Genomic DNA, 16,656 nt, shown 5'->3' on the forward strand with positions numbered 1-16,656 from the left:
GAGGCCGGACGGATCAGCCGGCCGTCTCCCCGGGGTGCCGGAGCAGGTCGCCGACGCCGGTGAGCGCCAGCAGGGCGGCCACCGCCCCGGCGGCGTTGACCAGGTAGAGCCGGCCGTCCGCCGCCCGCGCCCGGTGGTGCGCCGCCACCAGCGCGTGGATGCCGGTGGAGTCGAGGAAGTCGACCGCGGCCAGGTCGACCACCACGACCGGAGCGCCGTCCACGGCGGCCAGCAGGGTGCCGGTCAGCCGTTCCCGGGCGGCCAGGTCGCACTCGCCGGCCAGCCGGACCACCGTCCGTCCCGGTTCGCGGGAGGTCCTCGCCTGGAAGGACGCCATGGACAGCCACGCTTTCTCGCCTGGAGCACCGGCCTGGTCGGCGCCATCATGTCACCTTTCGGGGCGCCGGTCGCCGGCCCGTGGTGCGCGGAGCCGCGTCGGCCGCGGCGCGCGGCGTCGACCGTCATCGACATCCGGTCGTCCCCTCCATAGACTCCGGTCTTTCTGGTACCACGAGTCCAGGGAGGACCCACGTGTCGAGCGAAACCCGACCGCACGCCGCACCACCGCTGCTGGCCCGTCTCGCCGGGGTGGCGGTGGTCTCTGCCGCGCTGGTCGCCACCGGAGGTGTCGCCGCCTCCGCGGCGCCCGTCCCGCCGGCGCCCACGAAGGGCCCGTGCGCGTACACGCCGACGCCGGACGAGCCGGCCGCCCGGCCGGTGCCGCTGCCGCCGGACCCCCGCCGCACGCCCGACCGGGGCGCCGTCCGGGTCACGTTGCGGACCAACCAGGGGCCGATCGGGTTGACCCTCGACCGCGAGCAGGCCCCGTGCACCGTGCAGAGCTTCCTGCACCTGGCCCGGCACCGGTTCTACGACCGGACGGTCTGCCACCGGCTCACCGCGTACCCGACGCTGAAGGTGCTCCAGTGCGGTGACCCGTCGGGCACCGGCGAGGGCGGGCCGGGCTACCGGTACGCCGACGAGCTGCCCACCGACCTGCCGCCCGCGCCGACCGACCCGACCGGGGTCCGCCGCCTCTACGCCCGGGGCACCCTGGCCATGGCCAACGCCGGCCCGGACACCAACGGCAGCCAGTTCTTCCTGGTGCAGTCCGACTCGGCGCTGCGCCCCAACTACACCGTCTTCGGCACGATCGACGCGGCCGGTCTGGCCACCCTGGACCGCATCGCGGCCGGCGGGATCGCCGCCACGCCCGAGGACCCGGCGCCGGTCGACGGCGCGCCGGCCCGGCCCGTGGAGATCTGCAAGGCCACCCGGGGCCGCTGAGCCGGGACCGCCCGGCCGGGTCGGCTCTGCGCCGCTCCGGCCGGGCGTCCTCGTTGCGGTCGGTCAGCGCTGGGCGCCCGCCGTGGCGGGTGCCGGCCAGCTGCCGGTGAAGACCTGCGGCGTCGTCGCGCTGCGGGCGGCGGCGAAGCCGAACAGCTGGTCGACCCGGGCGGCCTCGGCGGTGCTCGGGTACGGGTTGGTGCAGCTGGTGCCGGCGCTGCCGCCGGACATCAGGATGGCGCAGTTCCCGTTGTAGTTGTCGGGCAGGCCGAGGATGTGCCCGATCTCGTGGGTCATGATCCGCAGCGGCGAGTACTGCTGCGCCTGGTAGTAGTCGATGACGACGCGGCCGTTGCCGAGGCTCGTGCGCTGGGCGTACGAGCCGCCGCCGTAGGTGTAGTAGATCATCAGGTTCGAGCCGCACTGCGCCATGTTGATGTTGTTCGTGCGGTTGTTCCAGATCGAGGCGGCCTGGACGGCGTAGCTGGCGAACGGCCCGGCCTGGCTGGTGTTGTAGCAGACGTTGCGGACGGCGGCGGAGGCCGGCGCCACATCGACGGTGACGGTGCCCAGCGCCGCCAGTGCCGCGGTGGCGACGGTGGCGAGGAACCGGGTGACCTTGGGTAGACGCATCGCTCACTCTCCTTGTGGGACGGGGTCGAGCGGGGGACCGGCACAGCCTATATATCGGCTACCGTCAATATCAAGCATCGACGGGAATCACTTCGGCGGATTGTCCGCGCGCCGGAGCCGGTAGCCTGCGTCGATGACGCACGAGCGGGAGATCACCGAGCCGGTCGACCTGTGCCGGCCGGACGGGCGGCTGAACCCGGCGGCGGTGGGCTGGAGCCGCCGCCCGCTGCACCGGGCGAACCTGCGCGGCTGGGGCCGGGCCAAGCGGTGGGAGCACTGGGGCGTCGTCACACCGACGCACATCGTCGGCCTGGTCGCGTCGTCGCTGGACTACGCCGGCGTGCACAGCCTCTACCTGCTCGACCGCCGCACCGGGATCGAGCGGACCACCGAGGCCGTCGTCCCGCTCGCCCGCGGCGCGGTGCTCCCGCCGGTCAGCGGCGCGGGCGCGGTGCGGGCCCGTGGTGGCGGCCTGGTGGCCGAGGTCGACCAGCGGCCCGACGGCAGCACCATCCGGGCCACCGCGCCCGGCGTCGAGGTGGACCTCGTGGCGCCCCTGCCGCCGGGGCACGAGTCGCTGGGCGTGGTGGTGCCGTGGAGCACCCGGCGGTTCCAGTACACGCACAAGGACGTCGGCCGGCCGGTGCGGGGCACGCTCCGGGTGGACGGCACGGCATATCCGGTCGGCACCGAGTCGTTCGCGGTGCTCGACCACGGTCGCGGCAAGTGGCGGTACGCGGTGAGCTGGAACTGGGCCGCCGGCAGCGCACCGGGCCGGGCCATCCAGCTCGGCGGCAGGTGGACCGACGGGACCGGCGCCACCGAGAACGCCGTGTTCCTCGACGGGCGGCTGCACAAGATCGGCGCGGACCTGAGCTGGACCTACGACCGCGCCGACTGGCTGCGGCCGTGGCGCGTCACCGGCGACCGGGTGGACGTGACGTTCCACCCGTTCCACGAGCGGGTGGCGCGCACCAACCTCGGCGTGCTGGCCGGGGAGACCCACCAGTGCTTCGGGCGCTTCTCCGGGTGGGCCGCCACCGACGACGGCGAGCGGGTGGACCTCGACGGCCTGGTCGGCTGGGCGGAGGAGGCCCGCAACCGCTGGTGACGCGTGTCCCCGCCGCGCCCGGGCCGGCGCGGCGGGGATCCCGGCCGGTGCTCAGACCGGCAGCCGCCAGACCTGGTTGGCGCCGCCGAAGCAGTCCCAGATCTGCAACCGGGTGCCGTTGGCGGAGCTGTTGTCGGTGGCGTCCAGGCACCGGTTCGACTGCGGGTTGCGCAGGGTGCCGTTGGACTGCGCCTGCCAGACCTGGGCGCCGCTGCCGTTGCAGTCCCAGAGCTGCACCTTCGCCCCGTTGGCCGTGGAGCCGCTGGTCACGTCGGCGCACTTGCCCAGCGCCCGCAGGGTGCCGTCGCCGGCCACCGTCCAGCTCTGCGCGGCCGTGCCGTTGCAGGTGTAGAGCTGGATCGCGGTGCCGTTGGCGGTGCCGGCCGCGGCGACGTCGACGCACTTGCCGCCGATGCCCGTGATCGGGCCGGTCCGCCCGCTCGGCGGCGGGGTGCCGCCGCCCATGACGGTGTCGTAGATGGCGCTGACCAGCGAGGTCGCGCCGGTGGTGTCCTGGGACAGTTCCCAGTTCATCATCCCGCCGGCGTTGGCCAGCGCCCACTGGGTCTTGCGCTTCACGGTCGGCACGCCGTTGTAGCACTGCTGCGCGCCGCTCACCGTGGTGCAGTCGCGGTTGGCGTTGGCCGGGTCCATGCCGACCAGCGCCGAATAGGTGTAGTAGCCGGGCCGGCTGTAGAAGGGCACGCCGAGCACCGCCTTGGCGGCCGGCAGCCCCCGCGACTTCCAGAGGTTGACGCTGTTGATCGACCAGTCGTAGTTGGCGTGCGGGCTGCCGCCGTCGTACGCCATGATGTTCAGCCAGTCGACCGAGCCGAAGACCGCCGGCGGCACCCCGTCGACGTAGTAGCCCTCGGAGACCACGGCGGCGGTGAGCAGCTTGCCGCGGCTGTGCAGGGCGCTGCCGAGCTGCTGCATGAGCGCCGTGTAGTTGGTCGCCGAGGCGCCCGGGTCGGGATACTCCCAGTCGATGTCGACGCCGTCGAGGTTGTACTGGTTGACGAAGTTGACCACGTTGCTGACGAACGCGCCGCGGGCCCCGGAGTTGGCGGCGAGCGCCTCGAACGCCGAGTCATTGCCGTCGTTCCAGCCGCCGATGGCGATCGACACCTTGACGTTGTTGGCGTGCCCGAGCGACACCAGCGAGGAGAGCTTGCTGGGGTTCTCCACCGCGCGCAGGCTGCCGTCGTTGTTGGGCAGCACGAACGCGTAGTTGATGTGGGTGAGCTTGCCGTACTGGATGCTGTTGACGCTGCCGCTCCAGGACGGCATGTAGCCGACGCTCTTGAAGTTGTTCGGCAGGACGACCGCCTCGGCGGCGGCCGGGGTCAGCGCGAGCGTCGCCGTGGCGGCGGCGAGCGCGAGGAGGCCGGCGGCCACGGGGGAGCGGCGGCGGGGGCGCGGTGCGGACATCGAGGGCCTTCCCGGTGCAGGGGGCGCCGTGCCGCCCGGCCGGCGCTGGTCGGGGCCGGCGCGGTCGGGCGGTACGGGTCGGACAGGGGACGGTGTTCCTCGAGGTGGACCAAATATTAAAGAGTATTAACTAAGCCGTCAACGATGCCTTTCGATGAATCCGGGCGCGGCTGGTCAGCGCAGCCGGACCGGTCCGGCGTCGATCCGGACACGGAACAGGGCGTACGGCTTGCGCCGCAGGTCGGTGCCGCCCTGGTATTTCGCCTGTCGGTGCAGTTGGTTGGCGGTGACGTAGAGATAGCCGTCGGCGGCCACCGACATCGTGTCGGGCCAGAGCAGCCGCGGGTCGTGCACCACGGTCTCGAACTCACCGTCCGCCCGGCGGCGCAGCACGGCGTTGTGCTCGTAGGAGGTCAGGTAGAAGGCGCCGGAGTCGTCGGTCTCCAGGCCGTCCGAGCCGCCGCCCTTGTCGCCCTCGTCCACCACCGTGGCCGCCACCTGCTCCTCGCGCAGCGTCCGGTCCGCCAGGGCGTCCGTCGCCACGCTGTACCAGCGGCGCGAGGCGAGCGGGCAGTAGTGCAGCCGGGAGCCGTCGGCCGAGACGGCGATGCCGTCCGAGCCCATGGCGACCGGCTTCGGCGGCCCGTCGGCGGGACGCTCCAGGAACGGCCGACCCTCGACGACCGGGCGGAACGACTCCAGCGGCTCCGCCTTCGTGGACGGGTGGTCGTGCAGCCGCCGCCACGACGCGCCGGTGGCCAGGTCCACCACGACGATGCCGTTCGGCCCCGAGTCGGAGGAGTCGGTGAGGTAGGCCAGGCCGGCGTCGCCCCGGCGCAGGTCGAAGCGCACGTCGTTCAGGTAGGTCGTGGGCAGCGCCACGTCGGTCGGGAAGGTGATCACCTGCCCGACGGTGTCGGTGTCCAGGTCGACCCGGACCAGCTTCGGCCCGCCCGGCTTCGTCGGCTGGAACATCGGGCTGCCGGTGTCGACCACCCAGAGCCGGTCGGCCGGGTCCACCACGATGCTCTGCACCGAGACGAAGGCGTGCGGGTCGTCGTCCCCGGACGGGCTGTTCCAGGACTCGTCCGGGAAGGGCAGCTCCCGGCCGTCGCGCAGCTCGACGACGGTGGCCGGCACCTCGTCCCCCCACTGGGGGAAGTTCACGAAGACCCGGCCGGTGTGCGACACGCTGACCCCGGTCGGCATCGGCCCGGTGAAGGTGTGCACGAGTTCGAGGTCGCCGACCGGCTCGCCGCCCATGGGCCCGTTCATCCGCTGCTCCTGACTGTGAGGCCCCGGGCCTTCCCGGTGAGGAGGGGCGCAAACGTTCACCGCTGCCGGGGCACGGCCACGGCGGTGACCACCAGCCCGCCGGCGACCAGCCACCGGCCCTGCAGCTCACCCAGCGGCGGGCCGCCGTCGGCCCGGGTGGCGTCGACCAGAACCCGGGCCGTGAAGCGACCCGCAGCCGGGTCGACGGACAGCTCGGCGTCCTCGAAGCCGAGCCAGCGCCCGGTCAACGGGTACCACGCCTTGTAGACCGACTCCTTCGCGCTGAACAGCAGGCGGTCCCAGTGCACGGCCGGGTGGGCGGCGCGCAGCCGCGCCAGCGTCGCCGGCTCGCCCGCCGTGGTGACGACCCCGGTCACGCCGTCGGGCAGCGGCTCGTGGGGTTCGGCGTCGATGCCGAGCCCGGCCAGCGCGGTGTCCCGGGCGACCGCGGCGGCCCGGTAGCCGTCGCAGTGGGTGATGCTGCCGACCACGCCGGCCGGCCACCGCGGCTCCCGCTTCGGGCCGGGGCGGATCGGCGCCGGCGCGTACCCCAGGCGGGTCAGGGCCTCCCGGGCGCAGCGGCGGGCCGTGACGAACTCGCGGCGGCGGGCCTCCACGGCCCGGGCCAGCAGGTCCGCCTCGCCGGGGTGGGGAGCCTCGCCGGGGACGTCGGCGAACGCCTCGACCGCGACCGCCCCCGGTGGGAGCAGGGCCTCGATCACGCGGCGCCGCCGAGGATCCGCCGCATCGGCCGGGGCTCGCCACCCCGCCGGCCCCACTCGCGCGGGTAGCCCAGCGACACCTCCTCGAAGCGCACCCCGTCGTAGTGGGTGGTGCGGGGGATGTGCAGGTGCCCGTAGACCGCCACGGCGGCCCGGTGCCGCACGTGCCAGTCGGCCGTGCGGTCGGTGCCGCACCACTGGGCGAACTCCGGGTACCAGAGCACGTCGGTGGGCTGGCGGACCAGCGGCCAGTGGTTGACCAGCACGGTCGGCAGCGCCGGGTCGACGGCGGCCAGCCGCCGCTCGGTCTCGGCGATCCGCTCCCCGCACCAGGACTCCCGGTCCGGGTGCGGGTCGGGGTGCAGCAGCATCTCGTCGGTGCACACCACCCCCGCCGCGTACGCCGCGCGCAGCGACTCCTCCTTCGAGTTCGTGCCCGGGGCCCGGAACGAGTAGTCGTAGAGCAGGAACAGCGGCGCCACGGTGACCGGCCCGCCATCGCCGTGCCACACCGGATAGTCGTCCTCCGGGGTGAGCACGCCCAGATCGCGGCACATCCCCACCAGCGCGTCGTAGCGGGCCCGGCCGCGCAGGGTCACCGGGTCGGCCGGGTGGGTCCACAGCTCGTGGTTGCCGGGCACCCAGACGACCCGGGCGAACCGGTCGCGGAGCTGCCGCAACGTCCGCTCGACATCCGCGAACACCTCGCCGACGTCGCCGGCCACGATGAGCCAGTCGTCCGCCGACTCCGGCCGCAGGCCGTCCACGACCGTGCGGTTCTCGGCGTACGACACATGGAGGTCACTGACCGCGAACAACGCACCCGTCACCCAACCGATCTTGCCAGCGCCGTTCCCGGTTGGACAGCCGCGACCTGGCCGGTGTCGGGGGTCCGACCCCGGACGGTCAGGTGAGCAGGTCGGCGAACCGGTCGGTGGCGCGGAGCAGTTCCCGGGCGATGCCCGGCTCGGCCGCCGAGTGCCCGGCATCGGGCACGATCCGCAGCTCCGCCTCCGGCCACCGCCGGGCCAGGTCGTAGGCGGACACCGGCGGGCAGCACAGGTCGTAGCGGCCGTTGACGATCACGGCGGGCAGGTGGCGGATCCGGTCCACGCCGTCGAGCAGTTGCGTCTCGGTGAGGAAGCCGCCGTGCACGGCGTAGTGGGAGAGGATCCGGGCGATCGGCAGCGCCTGCTCCTCGGCGGTGAAGTGGGCGAGCACCCCCGGGTCGGGGCGCAGTGAGGAGTTGACGGCCTCCCAGCGCCCCCAGGCGGCCGCGCAGGCCCGGGCCTGCGCCTCGTCCGGCCCGTGCAGCCGCCGGTGGTACGCCGCCAGCACGTCGCCCCGCTCGGCGGCGGGGATCGGGGCGACGAACCGCTCCCACTCGTCCGGCTGGAGGTGGCGCAGGCCGCCCTGGTAGAACCAGTCCCGCTCGCTGCGCCGCAGCAGCAGCACCCCGCGCAGGATCAGCCCGGTGACCCGGTCCGGGTGGGTCTGGGCGTATGCCAGGCCCAGGGTGACCCCCCACGACCCGCCGAACACCAGCCAGCGGTCGATCCCGAGCCGTTCCCGGATCGTCTCCAGGTCGGCCACGAGGTGCCAGGTGGTGTTGCCCCGCAGCCCACCGAACGGGGTGCTGCGCCCCGCGCCGCGCTGGTCGAACAGCACGGCGCGGTAGCGCCGCGGGTCGAAGAACCGCCGTGCCGCCGGCACCAGGCCGCCGCCCGGCCCCCCGTGCAGGAACACCACGGGTACGCCGTCCGGCCGCCCCACCTCCTCCACGTGGAGCTCGTGGCCGTCACCGACGGCGATCCGGTGGGTGGCGTACGGCTCGACGGGCGGGTACAGGCGTGGCTCGGTCATGCCGGACCATCCTGCCCCCTCGGCGCGAGCCGTGCGGGGACGGTCAGCAGGCGATGCTGCTGCCCAGGTTGTCGAGCAGGGCGTCGGCGACCCAGCCGGAGACACCGGTCGTGCTGTCCCTCAGGTAGGTCCAGGTGTAGGTGGTGTGGCCGTTGGCGCTGACCCGGTCGCCGTTGGTGTAGCAGTGGAAGTCGACGCTGTGGCTGAGCTGGCCGTAGCCGAGCGAGCCGCAGGTCGTGTGCGGGCCGGTGCGGATGTTGACGTTGGTGGCGTTGAAGAGCGAGCCCAACTTGGTGTCGATGTTGGAGTGCGCGTGGCTGCACGTCGCGCTCGCCGGGCCTGCCGCGCTCACCACCGCCACACCGGTGCAGCCCAGCGTCAGCGCGACCGCCGCCGCCATCGAGGAAAGCTTCCGCATGTCGATCAACCCCCGAACGTGACAACCCCCACACGTACAGTGATCCGAATATTCGCATCTTTCACGGTCCGGGGCAAGGGCGCCTCAGCGGGCCAGCAGCGCGCGCAGCTCCTTCACCACCTCGGCCGGGGCCTCCTCGGCCATGAAGTGGCCGTACGACACCGGCACGTGGCGCAGGTCCGGGGCCCAGGCCCGCCAGCGCGCCGCCGCGTCGAAGCCGAGCGCCGCGCCCCAGTCCTGCTGGAGCACGGTCACCGGCATCCGCAGCACGGTGCCCGCCGCCCGGTCCGCCTCGTCGTGCGCGAGGTCGACGCCGGCCGAGGCCCGGTAGTCCGCCACGATCGAGGGGACCGCCGCCCGGCAGGCCCGCAGGTACGCGGCCCGCACGTCGGCGGGGATCGCGTCCGGGTCGCCGGCCCACAGGTCGAGGAAGTGGCCGAAGAAGGCGTCCGGAGCGGCGCCGATCAACTGCTCGGGCAGCCCCGGCGGCTGGGCCATGAGATAGAGGTGGAAGCCGACCGCGGCGGTGACGCCGTGCATCACCTCCCAGGTGTCGAGGGTGGGCAGCACGTCCAGCGCGGCCAGGTGGGTGACCGTCTCCGGGTGGTCCAGGCCGGCGCGGATCGCCACCAGGGCACCCCGGTCGTGCCCGGCCAGGGCGAACCGGTCGTGCCCCAGCGCCCGGGCCAGCGCCACCACGTCGGCGGCCATGGTCCGCTTGGCGTACGCCGTGCCGTCGGTGTCGGCGGGCTTGTCGCTGTCGCCGTACCCCCGCAGGTCGGGGCAGATGACCGTGTGGTCGGCGGCGAGGTCCGCGGCGACGTGCCGCCACATCAGGTGGGTCTGCGGGAAGCCGTGCAGCAGCACGACCGGGCTGCCGCTGCCGCCCACCGCGGCGTGCAGGGCGACGCCCTCGGCGACGGTGACGCGGCGCGACTCGAATCCGTTGATCATGAGACGTCCTCTCGGGTGTGCTCGGTTCCCGTCGAGCCTGCCCGGCGCCGGTCAGCGGCCGATCAGCATCGGATGAGTGCCCTGGCCGGGCCGCCGGTGCGTGCGCACCGGGCTGCCTAGAGTGGGCGGGGTGACCGACCCGCCGCGCGTACCCGGAGTGACCTTCGGGGTGCTCGGGCCGCTGGTCGCGGCCGGCGAGCGGGGGCCGGTGGCGCTGAAGGGCCCCCGGCAGCGGGCCGTGCTGGCCCGCCTGCTGGTCGCCCGGGGCCGCGTGGTGCCGGTCGACCGGCTCGTCGGCGACCTGTGGGCGGAGCCGCCGGAGGGCGCGGTCGGCGCGGTCCGCACCTTCGTGGCCGACCTGCGCCGGGCCCTGGAGCCCGACCGGCCCCCGCGGCAGCCGGCCCGGCTGCTGGTCACCGCCCCGCCCGGGTACGCGCTGGCGGCCGCCCCCGGGGCCGTCGACGCGGGCCGGTTCGAGACGGCCACCGGTGCCGCCGGGGAACTCCTCGCGGCCGGGCGGGCCGGCCCGGCGCTGGCCGCCCTGGACGGCGCGCTCGCCCTCTGGCGCGGCCCCGCCTACGCGGAGTTCGCCGCCGACCCGTGGGCGCGGGCGGAAATCGACCGGTTGGACGAGCTGCGGATGCTCGCCGTCGAGCGGCGCGCCGAGGCTCTGCTGGCCCTGGGCCGGGCCGCCGAGGCCGTCGGCGACCTGCGCGCCCAGGCCGCCGCCCAGCCGCTGCGGGAGGAGACCTGGCGGCTGCTCGCGACCGCCCTCTACCGGGCGGGCCGGCAGGGCGACGCGCTCGCCGCGCTGCGGGAGGCCCGGGCCGTGCTGGTCCGGGAGCTGGGGGTGGACCCCGGCCCCCGGCTGCGCCGGCTGGAGGCCGACGTCCTCGCCCAGGCCCCGCACCTCGACCCGGCTCCGGTCGCCGTCCCGGCCGCGCCACCGGCCGGGGGCCCGGCGGAGGAGCGGCGCCCGTTCGTGGGGCGCGAGGCCGAACTGGCGAGCCTCGTGGGGCTGGCCGGGGAGGTGGCCCGCGACTGCCGGCCCGCGCTCGCGCTGGTCTCCGGCGACGCCGGCGCGGGCAAGACCGCGTTCGTCGAGACGCTGGCCGGCCGGCTCGCCGCCGCCGGCTGGACCTGCGCCGTCGGCCGGGTGCCGGAGTACGAGGGCGCCCCGGCCGCCTGGCCGTGGACGCAGCTCGCCGCGGCCCTGCCCGACGCCGGGGAACCGCCGACCGTTCTCCCGGACGGTGGCGAGCCGGCCGTGGCCCGCTACCGGCTGCACCGGATCGCGGGCGCCCGGGTCGGCGCGGCGGCGCGGCGGGGGCCCGTGCTGCTCGTCCTCGACGACCTGCACCGGGCCGACGAGGACACCCTCGACCTGCTGACCGCGCTGTTCACCGGCCCGGAACCGGTGACCGGCCCGGTGCTGGCGGTCGGCACGTACCGGGCCACCGGGATCACCCCGGCGCTGACCGGGGCCCTGGCCCGGCTCGCGCCCACCGAACCGGTCCGCGTCTACCTGGGCGGGCTCGCTGAGGCGGAGACGGGCGACCTGGTCCGGGCCGTTGCCGGTGCGGCGGACCCGGACACCGTGCGGGCGCTGCACCGGCGCAGCGGCGGCAACCCGTTCTTCGTCCGGGAACTGGCCCGGCTGCTCGCCGCCGAGGGGGCCGCCGCGCTGGACCGCGTACCGGCCGGCGTGCGGGACGTCATCCGGCACCGCCTCGCGCAGCTGCCCGCGCCGACCCGGACGGTGCTGGCGCAGGCCGCCGTGCTCGGCCGCGACCTCGACGCCGACGTGCTGGCCGCGCTGGCCGGCGAGGAGGCCACCCTGGACGCCGTGGACCGGGCCGCGCAGGCCGGGTTCCTCACCCCCGACGGCACCCGGTTCGCCCACATCCTGGTCCGCGACACCCTCTACACCGACCTGTCGGCGCCGCGCCGGGCCCGCTGGCACGCCGCCGTCGGGTCGGTGCTCGAACGCCTCCGGCCGGACGACGTCACCGCCCTGGCCCACCACTTCGGACAGGCCCCCGGCCCGGACGCCGCGACCCGGGCCGCCCGGTACGCCACGGCCGCCGCCGTCCGGGCCGAGCGGCGCTGCCACCCCCACGAGGCGGCCCGGCTCTGGGAGCAGGCCGTCGCCGCCCACGACCGGGCCGGCGGGACCGACGTACGCGGGCGGCTGGCGGCGGTCATCGGCTGGGGCCGCGCCCTCGCCGTCACCGGCCACCTCGACCGGACCCGCCGGCTGCGGGCCGAGGCCGTCGCCACCGTCGAACGCCTCGCCGGCCCCGGACTCACCGCGGACGTGCTGGCCGCGTTCGACGTGCCGGCCGTCTGGACCCGCAACGACGACGAGGCGCTGTCCCGCCGGATCGTCGCCGCGGCCGAGGCCGCCCTCGCCGCGCTTCCCGCCGACCCGGCGTCCCGGCGCGTCCGGCTGCTCTGCACCCTCGCCCTGGAGCTGCGCGGCGACACCGGCGACCGGGGCCGGCGGGCGGCCGCCGAGGCCGAGGAGACCGCCCGCCGCCTCGACGACCCGGCCCTGCTGGCCTTCGCGCTCAACGCCCGCTTCATGCACACCTTCGACCGGGCCGGCCGGGCACCGGAACGCGCCCGCATCGGCGCCGACCTGGTCGACCTGGCGGCCCGGCACGGGCTGGTCACCTTCGAGGTGCTCGGGCACCTCGTCGCGCTCCAGGCGCACTGCGCCCTCGCCGACCTGGCCGCCGCCGACACCCACGCGGCCGCCGCCGACGGCCTCGCCGTGCGCTACGAGCTGCCCCTCGTCGGCGTCTTCACCGCCTGGTACGCCGCCCTCCGGCTGGCCGTGACGGGACGCGGCGACGAGGCCGAGGCGGCGTACCGGTCGGCGGCCGTCCGGCTCGACGCCGGGCAGATGCCCGGCATGGCCGCCGGGCTGCTGCCGTTCGCGCTGCTCTGCCTGCGGCTGTCCACCGGCGACGACCCCGGGCCGGCGCTGGCCGATGCCGCCCACGCCGGCCCGTACGCGCCGTGGGTCCGGCCGCTGGCCCTGCTCGCCGCCGGGCGCCGGGGCGAGGCCGCCGCCGCGCTGCGCGCCCTGCCGCCCTCGCCGCACGACCTGCTGCGCGAGGCCCGGCTCTGCGTCGCCGCCCGGGCCGCCCTGGCCCTCGACGACCGCCCCACCATGGCCCGGCTGCACGCCGCCCTGCTGCCGGCCGCCGGCGAGCTGGCCGGCGCCGGCAGCGGCGTGCTCACCGCGGGGCCGGTGGCCCGGTACCTCGCCGACCTGGCCGCCGCGCTCGGCTGACCACGGCGGCGAGGACGGGTCAGGCGTTGGCGGGGACCCCACCCTCCGGACCGGCCGCCGGCTCCCCGGTGACCTCCGCCTCGGGCGCGGGCCGCTGCGCGGGGGCGCGCACCGCGAACGCGTCGAAGCTCGGCCGGTCCAGGGAGGCCCGCTCCAGGAACGGCTCGGCGGTGCGCCGGTCGCCGTCGGCCGGCTCGTCCGGCTCCGGGGCGGCCTGGATGGCCGGCGCGACGGGCACGGCCACCAGGGCCGGGGCGGGCACCACCACGGGGGTGGCCTCCGCCGCCGTCGCGGCCGGACGCGGAGCCACCATCGGGTACTCGGCCGTCTCCACCCCGCCCGCGGCGGCCGCCATGACCGCCGCGGCGGCCAGGTCGGCGACCCGCTTGGCCTCCCGCTGCACCCGCGCCCGCGTCTCCTTCGCGTGCTGCTCGGCCAGGTCCGCCGCCCGGCGGGCGTCCTCCAGCCGCTTGGTCTCCGCGGTCAGGTCCCGACGCACGGCGACCAGCTGCTCCTCCAGCGCGGCGCCCTCCTGCTCCACCGTGGCGATCTCCCGGCGGGTGTGCTCCAGCTGCTGGCCGACCGTCTCCAGCTCGGCCCGGAGCTCGGTGAGCGCCTCCTGCCGCTGCTGGATCTCCTGCTGCACCGTGGCGAGCTGCTCCTGGTGCGCCGCGTTCTCCTCGTCGGCCCGCTCGCGCACCTCGGTGGCGTACTGCTGGGCCTCGGCGACCAGGGCGGCGATGTCCCGCTCGGCGGCGGTGGCCCGGTCGGCCAGCTCCTGCTCGGCCGCGGCCCGCTGCTCGTCCAGCTCCCGGGACATGGTGGCCTGCCACTGCGCCAGTTCCTGCTGGGCCTTGCTCCGGTTGGCCTGCACCTCCTGCTGGATCTGCGTGCGCGCCGCCTTCACCAGCGCCTCCGACGCGGAGCGGGCCTGCTCGACCTGCTGGGCGCTCTGCTCGGCGATCCGCTTCGCCTCCTGCTGCGCGCGGTCGTGGGCCGCCTGCCCCTCGACCCGCAGCTTCTCGGTCAGCTCCCGGATCGCGGTCAGCTCCGCCTGCGCGGCCGTGTGCCGCTCCTCGTCCGCCCGCTCCTGCTCGGCCCGGCGGGTGGACAGCTCCTCGGCCAGCTCGCGCCGCTCCCGCTCCGCCTCGTCCCGCGCGGTGGCCAGCACCTTCTCCGCCTGCCCCTGGAGGTCGGCCGCGCGCTTCGCGGCCGCCTCGGTGATCTGCCCGGCCTGCTTCTCGGCCAGGTCGAGGATCTGGTCCACCATCGGGCCCAGGTCGCGGAAGGACGCCCGGTCCACCTGCGTGGGGCGCTGGCGCAGCTCGGCGGCCTCGGTCTGCGCCCGCTGCGCCTGCGCGGTCAGCTCCCGCATCTGGGCGTACGCGCGGTCCCGGTCGGCCGTCACGGCGGTCAGCTCGCCGTCCATCTGCTCGACGTACCGGTCCACCTGGCGTTTGTCGTAGCCGCGCAGCGCCTGGTCGAACCTCGGTCGCGCGGACACGTCGTCGTGGGGTGCGAACGGTTCCTCGCCGTTGGACATGCGCCATCCTCCGTCGGTTCGCCAGCGCCAGGCCGGCGGATGACCGCCCCGCAGGGCGTGATGAGGCGCAACGGTACCGCCGTCGGCGCGCGGGTTCCGCCCCGCCCCGCCCACGATCGCGAACGCGGGTCGACTCAGACCGGGAAGTACGGATTTCCGGCGGTCAGCCGGACGGTGAAGCCGTCGGCGTCCCGGTGCAGCGTCACGTGGTTGCACGACTGGTGGCTGATCCACAGACCCAGGCCACCGGCGGCGCCGTTGCCCGCGGGCAGCAGGCCGGCGTAGGGGTCGCTGGGGCCGGGACCCCGGTCGTGCACGGTCACCACCATCCGGTCCGGTGCGCTCCACAGCCGCATCCGCACCGGCGGCACGCCGTGCCGCAGCGCGTTGCTCACCACCTCGCTGACCGACACGACCAGGTCGTCGAGGTGGTCGGCCGGGAGCTGTCCCCGGTGTGCGGCACGGACGGCGTCGCGCGCCTGGGCGGGCGTCGGGTCGTGCAGCTCGACCGCCGGCGCCGTCCGCTGCACGGGGTCGGGCAGCACGAGGCGGTGCTCGGCCAGGTAGCTCGCCGGTTCGGTGTAGACGTCGGTCGGCACGTGGCTGCCGTCCGGCAACGCCACCCGGGGATGGGTCCGCGCCACGTCCGCGAGCACCCGCGACGGCGTGGCCCGGGTGTCGTACGCGCACATGCTCCACAGCGGGAAGTCGTCGTAGGCGTGGTTGATGGCCGACTCGTAGCGGGCCCACCAGTCCCAGGTGGCCCCGAGCACGGCCGGCGGCAGCTCGCCGACGATCCGGATCTGCCGGGCGCCGTCGGCCACGTACGAGCCCAGCAGCTTCCGGTAGGAGCGGATCGCCGAGGTGGGGCGGGCGTAGACGTCCCCGCCGGGCAGGAAGGTGACCGCGGCGCCGGTGGGCAGGGCCCGGCGGACCAGCTCCGCGTTGCGCGCGCCGAAGCCGACCACGGTCGGCTCGCCGGCCTCGACCCCGCCCAGCAGGAACGGCAGCACCACGGCCAGCAGGTGCTCGTCGGAGTCGTAGAGGATCGCCTCGTGGAAGTAGCCGACGTGCCCGGCGGCCGCACCCGTCCTCACCGGACCACCTCCACCCGCACCTCGTCGAGGTCCAACAGCTCGACCAGCCGGGCCGCGGCGGAGCGCGAGGTGCGCAGCACGGCGGTGGCGTCGTGCCGGCGGGCGTGATCGCGCAGGTGCAGCAGGCTGCGGTGGTCGACGAAGCGCAGCCCGGTGGCGTCGAGCACGAGCCGGCCGTCCACCGGTCGAGGGTCGGCCCGGTCCAGCGCGGCGGCGAAGAGCCGGTGGTTGGACGGGTCCAGCTCGCCGGCGAGCTCGACGACCGCGTCGCCGCCCCCGGCGTGCAGCCGGAACAGCACCTCCGTGTTGCTCTCGGGGTGCATGCAGGCCAGCTCGGCGACCGCCGCCCCGGTCAGCTCCCGCCGGTCGTAGGCGCAGACGGCCGACATGGGGTGGCGGCGCATCCAGCGGTCGATAAGGTGCTCGTAGCGGGTGAAGGCCTCGCGCTGGGCGGGGGAGCGCACCAGCGTGGTGGCCTCGGCGAACACCCGCAGGCCGGTGTAGCCGGCGGCCAGCGCGTCACGGGTGGCCGCCGCGTACGCCCGGACCTGCTTGTCCGGGTCGACGACCTCGTCGTGGCGGTAGGCGTCCTCGACCGGGAGCAGCCGGAGCGCGCGCCGGCGCAGCGCGGCGTCGAGACCGGGAAGGCGGTCGAGCCGGCGGACCAGGGAGCCGCGGTCGCCCGGCGCGACCAGCCAGACCTGCTCGCCGGCCGCGAGGCCCGCGGCCAGGTAGGCGACCGCCCGGGCGTCCAGGGCCGCCGGGTCGTCGTAGGCCAGGCAGGCGTGACCGTACGTCGTCGACGACGCGCTCCCGCTGGTCACTCGGCCTCCCCCACGCGGACAGTCTAGGTCCATCCGGCGTCCGGTCACCTCTCGGCCGCCGCCCACCCCGGCCCGCGGGGGTCCCACCGGGCCGGGCGGGGGCGACGCTCCTATGCCGCGTCAAGTGGTTGGGGTGGGGTTTCGAGGCGTCGGTAGAGCTCTCGGGCGATGTAGCGCTTGAGGCATCGTTTGATTTC

15 protein-coding genes are annotated in these 16,656 nt (G+C 75.6%); 3 read left to right on the top strand and 12 right to left on the bottom strand.

Going from position 1 to position 16,656, the window contains the following annotated elements:
• Positions 1 to 13 precede the first annotated feature (13 nt).
• Positions 14 to 337, bottom strand: a complete 324-nt coding sequence (locus tag ABZS80_RS13740; RefSeq protein WP_151460812.1) for an anti-sigma factor antagonist — start codon at positions 335 to 337, stop codon at positions 14 to 16.
• 194 nt (positions 338 to 531) lie between these two features.
• Here ABZS80_RS13740 and ABZS80_RS13745 point away from each other — a divergent pair, with 194 nt between their 5' ends.
• The gene (locus tag ABZS80_RS13745) at positions 532 to 1,287 is read left to right on the top strand and encodes a peptidylprolyl isomerase (RefSeq protein ID WP_355056012.1); all 756 of its coding nucleotides are present in this window, start codon (positions 532 to 534) and stop codon (positions 1,285 to 1,287) included.
• A gap of 63 nt (positions 1,288 to 1,350) precedes the next feature.
• Here ABZS80_RS13745 and ABZS80_RS13750 read toward each other — a convergent pair whose 3' ends face one another.
• Positions 1,351 to 1,920, bottom strand: coding sequence for a snapalysin family zinc-dependent metalloprotease (locus ABZS80_RS13750; protein WP_355056013.1), 570 nt, complete (start codon positions 1,918 to 1,920; stop codon positions 1,351 to 1,353).
• 133 nt (positions 1,921 to 2,053) lie between these two features.
• Between ABZS80_RS13750 and ABZS80_RS13755 the strand changes: the two genes are divergently transcribed.
• Positions 2,054 to 3,031 carry a DUF2804 domain-containing protein gene (locus ABZS80_RS13755; RefSeq protein ID WP_355056014.1) on the top strand — a complete coding sequence of 326 codons (978 nt, stop codon included), beginning with the start codon at positions 2,054 to 2,056 and terminating at the stop codon, positions 3,029 to 3,031.
• A gap of 51 nt (positions 3,032 to 3,082) precedes the next feature.
• Here ABZS80_RS13755 and ABZS80_RS13760 read toward each other — a convergent pair whose 3' ends face one another.
• The 7 genes from ABZS80_RS13760 to ABZS80_RS13790 form a co-directional block, all read right to left on the bottom strand.
• A complete protein-coding gene (locus ABZS80_RS13760; protein WP_355056015.1) occupies positions 3,083 to 4,462 on the bottom strand; it encodes a glycosyl hydrolase family 18 protein in 1,380 nt (459 codons plus the stop codon).
• Positions 4,463 to 4,636: 174 nt separating this feature from the next.
• Complete coding sequence (locus tag ABZS80_RS13765; protein ID WP_355056016.1) at positions 4,637 to 5,737, bottom strand: L-dopachrome tautomerase-related protein; 1,101 nt, start codon at positions 5,735 to 5,737, stop codon at positions 4,637 to 4,639.
• Between the two features lie 56 nt (positions 5,738 to 5,793).
• Positions 5,794 to 6,459, bottom strand: coding sequence for a 4'-phosphopantetheinyl transferase superfamily protein (locus ABZS80_RS13770; RefSeq protein ID WP_355056017.1), 666 nt, complete (start codon positions 6,457 to 6,459; stop codon positions 5,794 to 5,796).
• Complete coding sequence (locus tag ABZS80_RS13775) at positions 6,456 to 7,289, bottom strand: metallophosphoesterase (protein ID WP_355056018.1); 834 nt, start codon at positions 7,287 to 7,289, stop codon at positions 6,456 to 6,458. The genes ABZS80_RS13770 and ABZS80_RS13775 overlap by 4 nt, the downstream gene beginning before the upstream one ends.
• A 76-nt stretch (positions 7,290 to 7,365) precedes the next feature.
• Entirely contained in the window at positions 7,366 to 8,322 is a 957-nt protein-coding gene (gene pip / locus ABZS80_RS13780; RefSeq protein WP_355056019.1) for a prolyl aminopeptidase, read from the bottom strand.
• Positions 8,323 to 8,365: 43 nt separating this feature from the next.
• Positions 8,366 to 8,740 (bottom strand): hypothetical protein, encoded by a 375-nt coding sequence (locus ABZS80_RS13785; protein ID WP_355056020.1) that lies wholly within the window; start codon positions 8,738 to 8,740, stop codon positions 8,366 to 8,368.
• An 84-nt stretch (positions 8,741 to 8,824) separates the two neighbouring features.
• Positions 8,825 to 9,694: an alpha/beta fold hydrolase gene (locus ABZS80_RS13790; RefSeq protein WP_355056021.1), complete on the bottom strand. Its 870-nt coding sequence runs from the start codon at positions 9,692 to 9,694 to the stop codon at positions 8,825 to 8,827.
• A 130-nt stretch (positions 9,695 to 9,824) separates the two neighbouring features.
• On the opposite strand from ABZS80_RS13790, the gene ABZS80_RS13795 reads away from it, so the two are divergent.
• Positions 9,825 to 12,995 carry a BTAD domain-containing putative transcriptional regulator gene (locus ABZS80_RS13795; protein ID WP_355056022.1) on the top strand — a complete coding sequence of 1,057 codons (3,171 nt, stop codon included), beginning with the start codon at positions 9,825 to 9,827 and terminating at the stop codon, positions 12,993 to 12,995.
• A 19-nt stretch (positions 12,996 to 13,014) separates the two neighbouring features.
• On the opposite strand, the gene ABZS80_RS13800 is transcribed toward ABZS80_RS13795, so the two are convergent.
• From ABZS80_RS13800 to ABZS80_RS13810, 3 genes are all read right to left on the bottom strand, one after another.
• Positions 13,015 to 14,538 (bottom strand): hypothetical protein, encoded by a 1,524-nt coding sequence (locus ABZS80_RS13800; RefSeq protein ID WP_355056023.1) that lies wholly within the window; start codon positions 14,536 to 14,538, stop codon positions 13,015 to 13,017.
• Between the two features lie 134 nt (positions 14,539 to 14,672).
• Positions 14,673 to 15,635 carry a sensor histidine kinase gene (locus ABZS80_RS13805; RefSeq protein WP_355056024.1) on the bottom strand — a complete coding sequence of 321 codons (963 nt, stop codon included), beginning with the start codon at positions 15,633 to 15,635 and terminating at the stop codon, positions 14,673 to 14,675.
• Positions 15,632 to 16,459, bottom strand: a complete 828-nt coding sequence (locus ABZS80_RS13810) for an MEDS domain-containing protein (protein ID WP_355056025.1) — start codon at positions 16,457 to 16,459, stop codon at positions 15,632 to 15,634. The genes ABZS80_RS13805 and ABZS80_RS13810 overlap by 4 nt, the downstream gene beginning before the upstream one ends.
• Positions 16,460 to 16,656: the final 197 nt, after the last annotated feature.

The sequence above is a fragment of the Micromonospora sp. NPDC005305 genome (genome assembly GCF_040607315.1).
Lineage (GTDB): Bacteria > Actinomycetota > Actinomycetes > Mycobacteriales > Micromonosporaceae > Micromonospora.

What these genes read in the sequence shown, in the direction of transcription:
- ABZS80_RS13740 (WP_151460812.1), bottom strand. Translation starts at nt 337, where the DNA reads ATGGCGTCCTTCCAGGCGAGGACCTCCCGCGAACCGGGACGGACGGTG.
- ABZS80_RS13750 (WP_355056013.1), bottom strand. Translation starts at nt 1,920, where the DNA reads ATGCGTCTACCCAAGGTCACCCGGTTCCTCGCCACCGTCGCCACCGCG.
- ABZS80_RS13755 (WP_355056014.1), top strand. Translation starts at nt 2,054, where the DNA reads ATGACGCACGAGCGGGAGATCACCGAGCCGGTCGACCTGTGCCGGCCG.
- ABZS80_RS13760 (WP_355056015.1), bottom strand. Translation starts at nt 4,462, where the DNA reads ATGTCCGCACCGCGCCCCCGCCGCCGCTCCCCCGTGGCCGCCGGCCTC.
- ABZS80_RS13765 (WP_355056016.1), bottom strand. Translation starts at nt 5,737, where the DNA reads ATGAACGGGCCCATGGGCGGCGAGCCGGTCGGCGACCTCGAACTCGTG.
- pip (WP_355056019.1), bottom strand. Translation starts at nt 8,322, where the DNA reads ATGACCGAGCCACGCCTGTACCCGCCCGTCGAGCCGTACGCCACCCAC.
- ABZS80_RS13785 (WP_355056020.1), bottom strand. Translation starts at nt 8,740, where the DNA reads ATGCGGAAGCTTTCCTCGATGGCGGCGGCGGTCGCGCTGACGCTGGGC.
- ABZS80_RS13790 (WP_355056021.1), bottom strand. Translation starts at nt 9,694, where the DNA reads ATGATCAACGGATTCGAGTCGCGCCGCGTCACCGTCGCCGAGGGCGTC.
- ABZS80_RS13800 (WP_355056023.1), bottom strand. Translation starts at nt 14,538, where the DNA reads ATGTCCAACGGCGAGGAACCGTTCGCACCCCACGACGACGTGTCCGCG.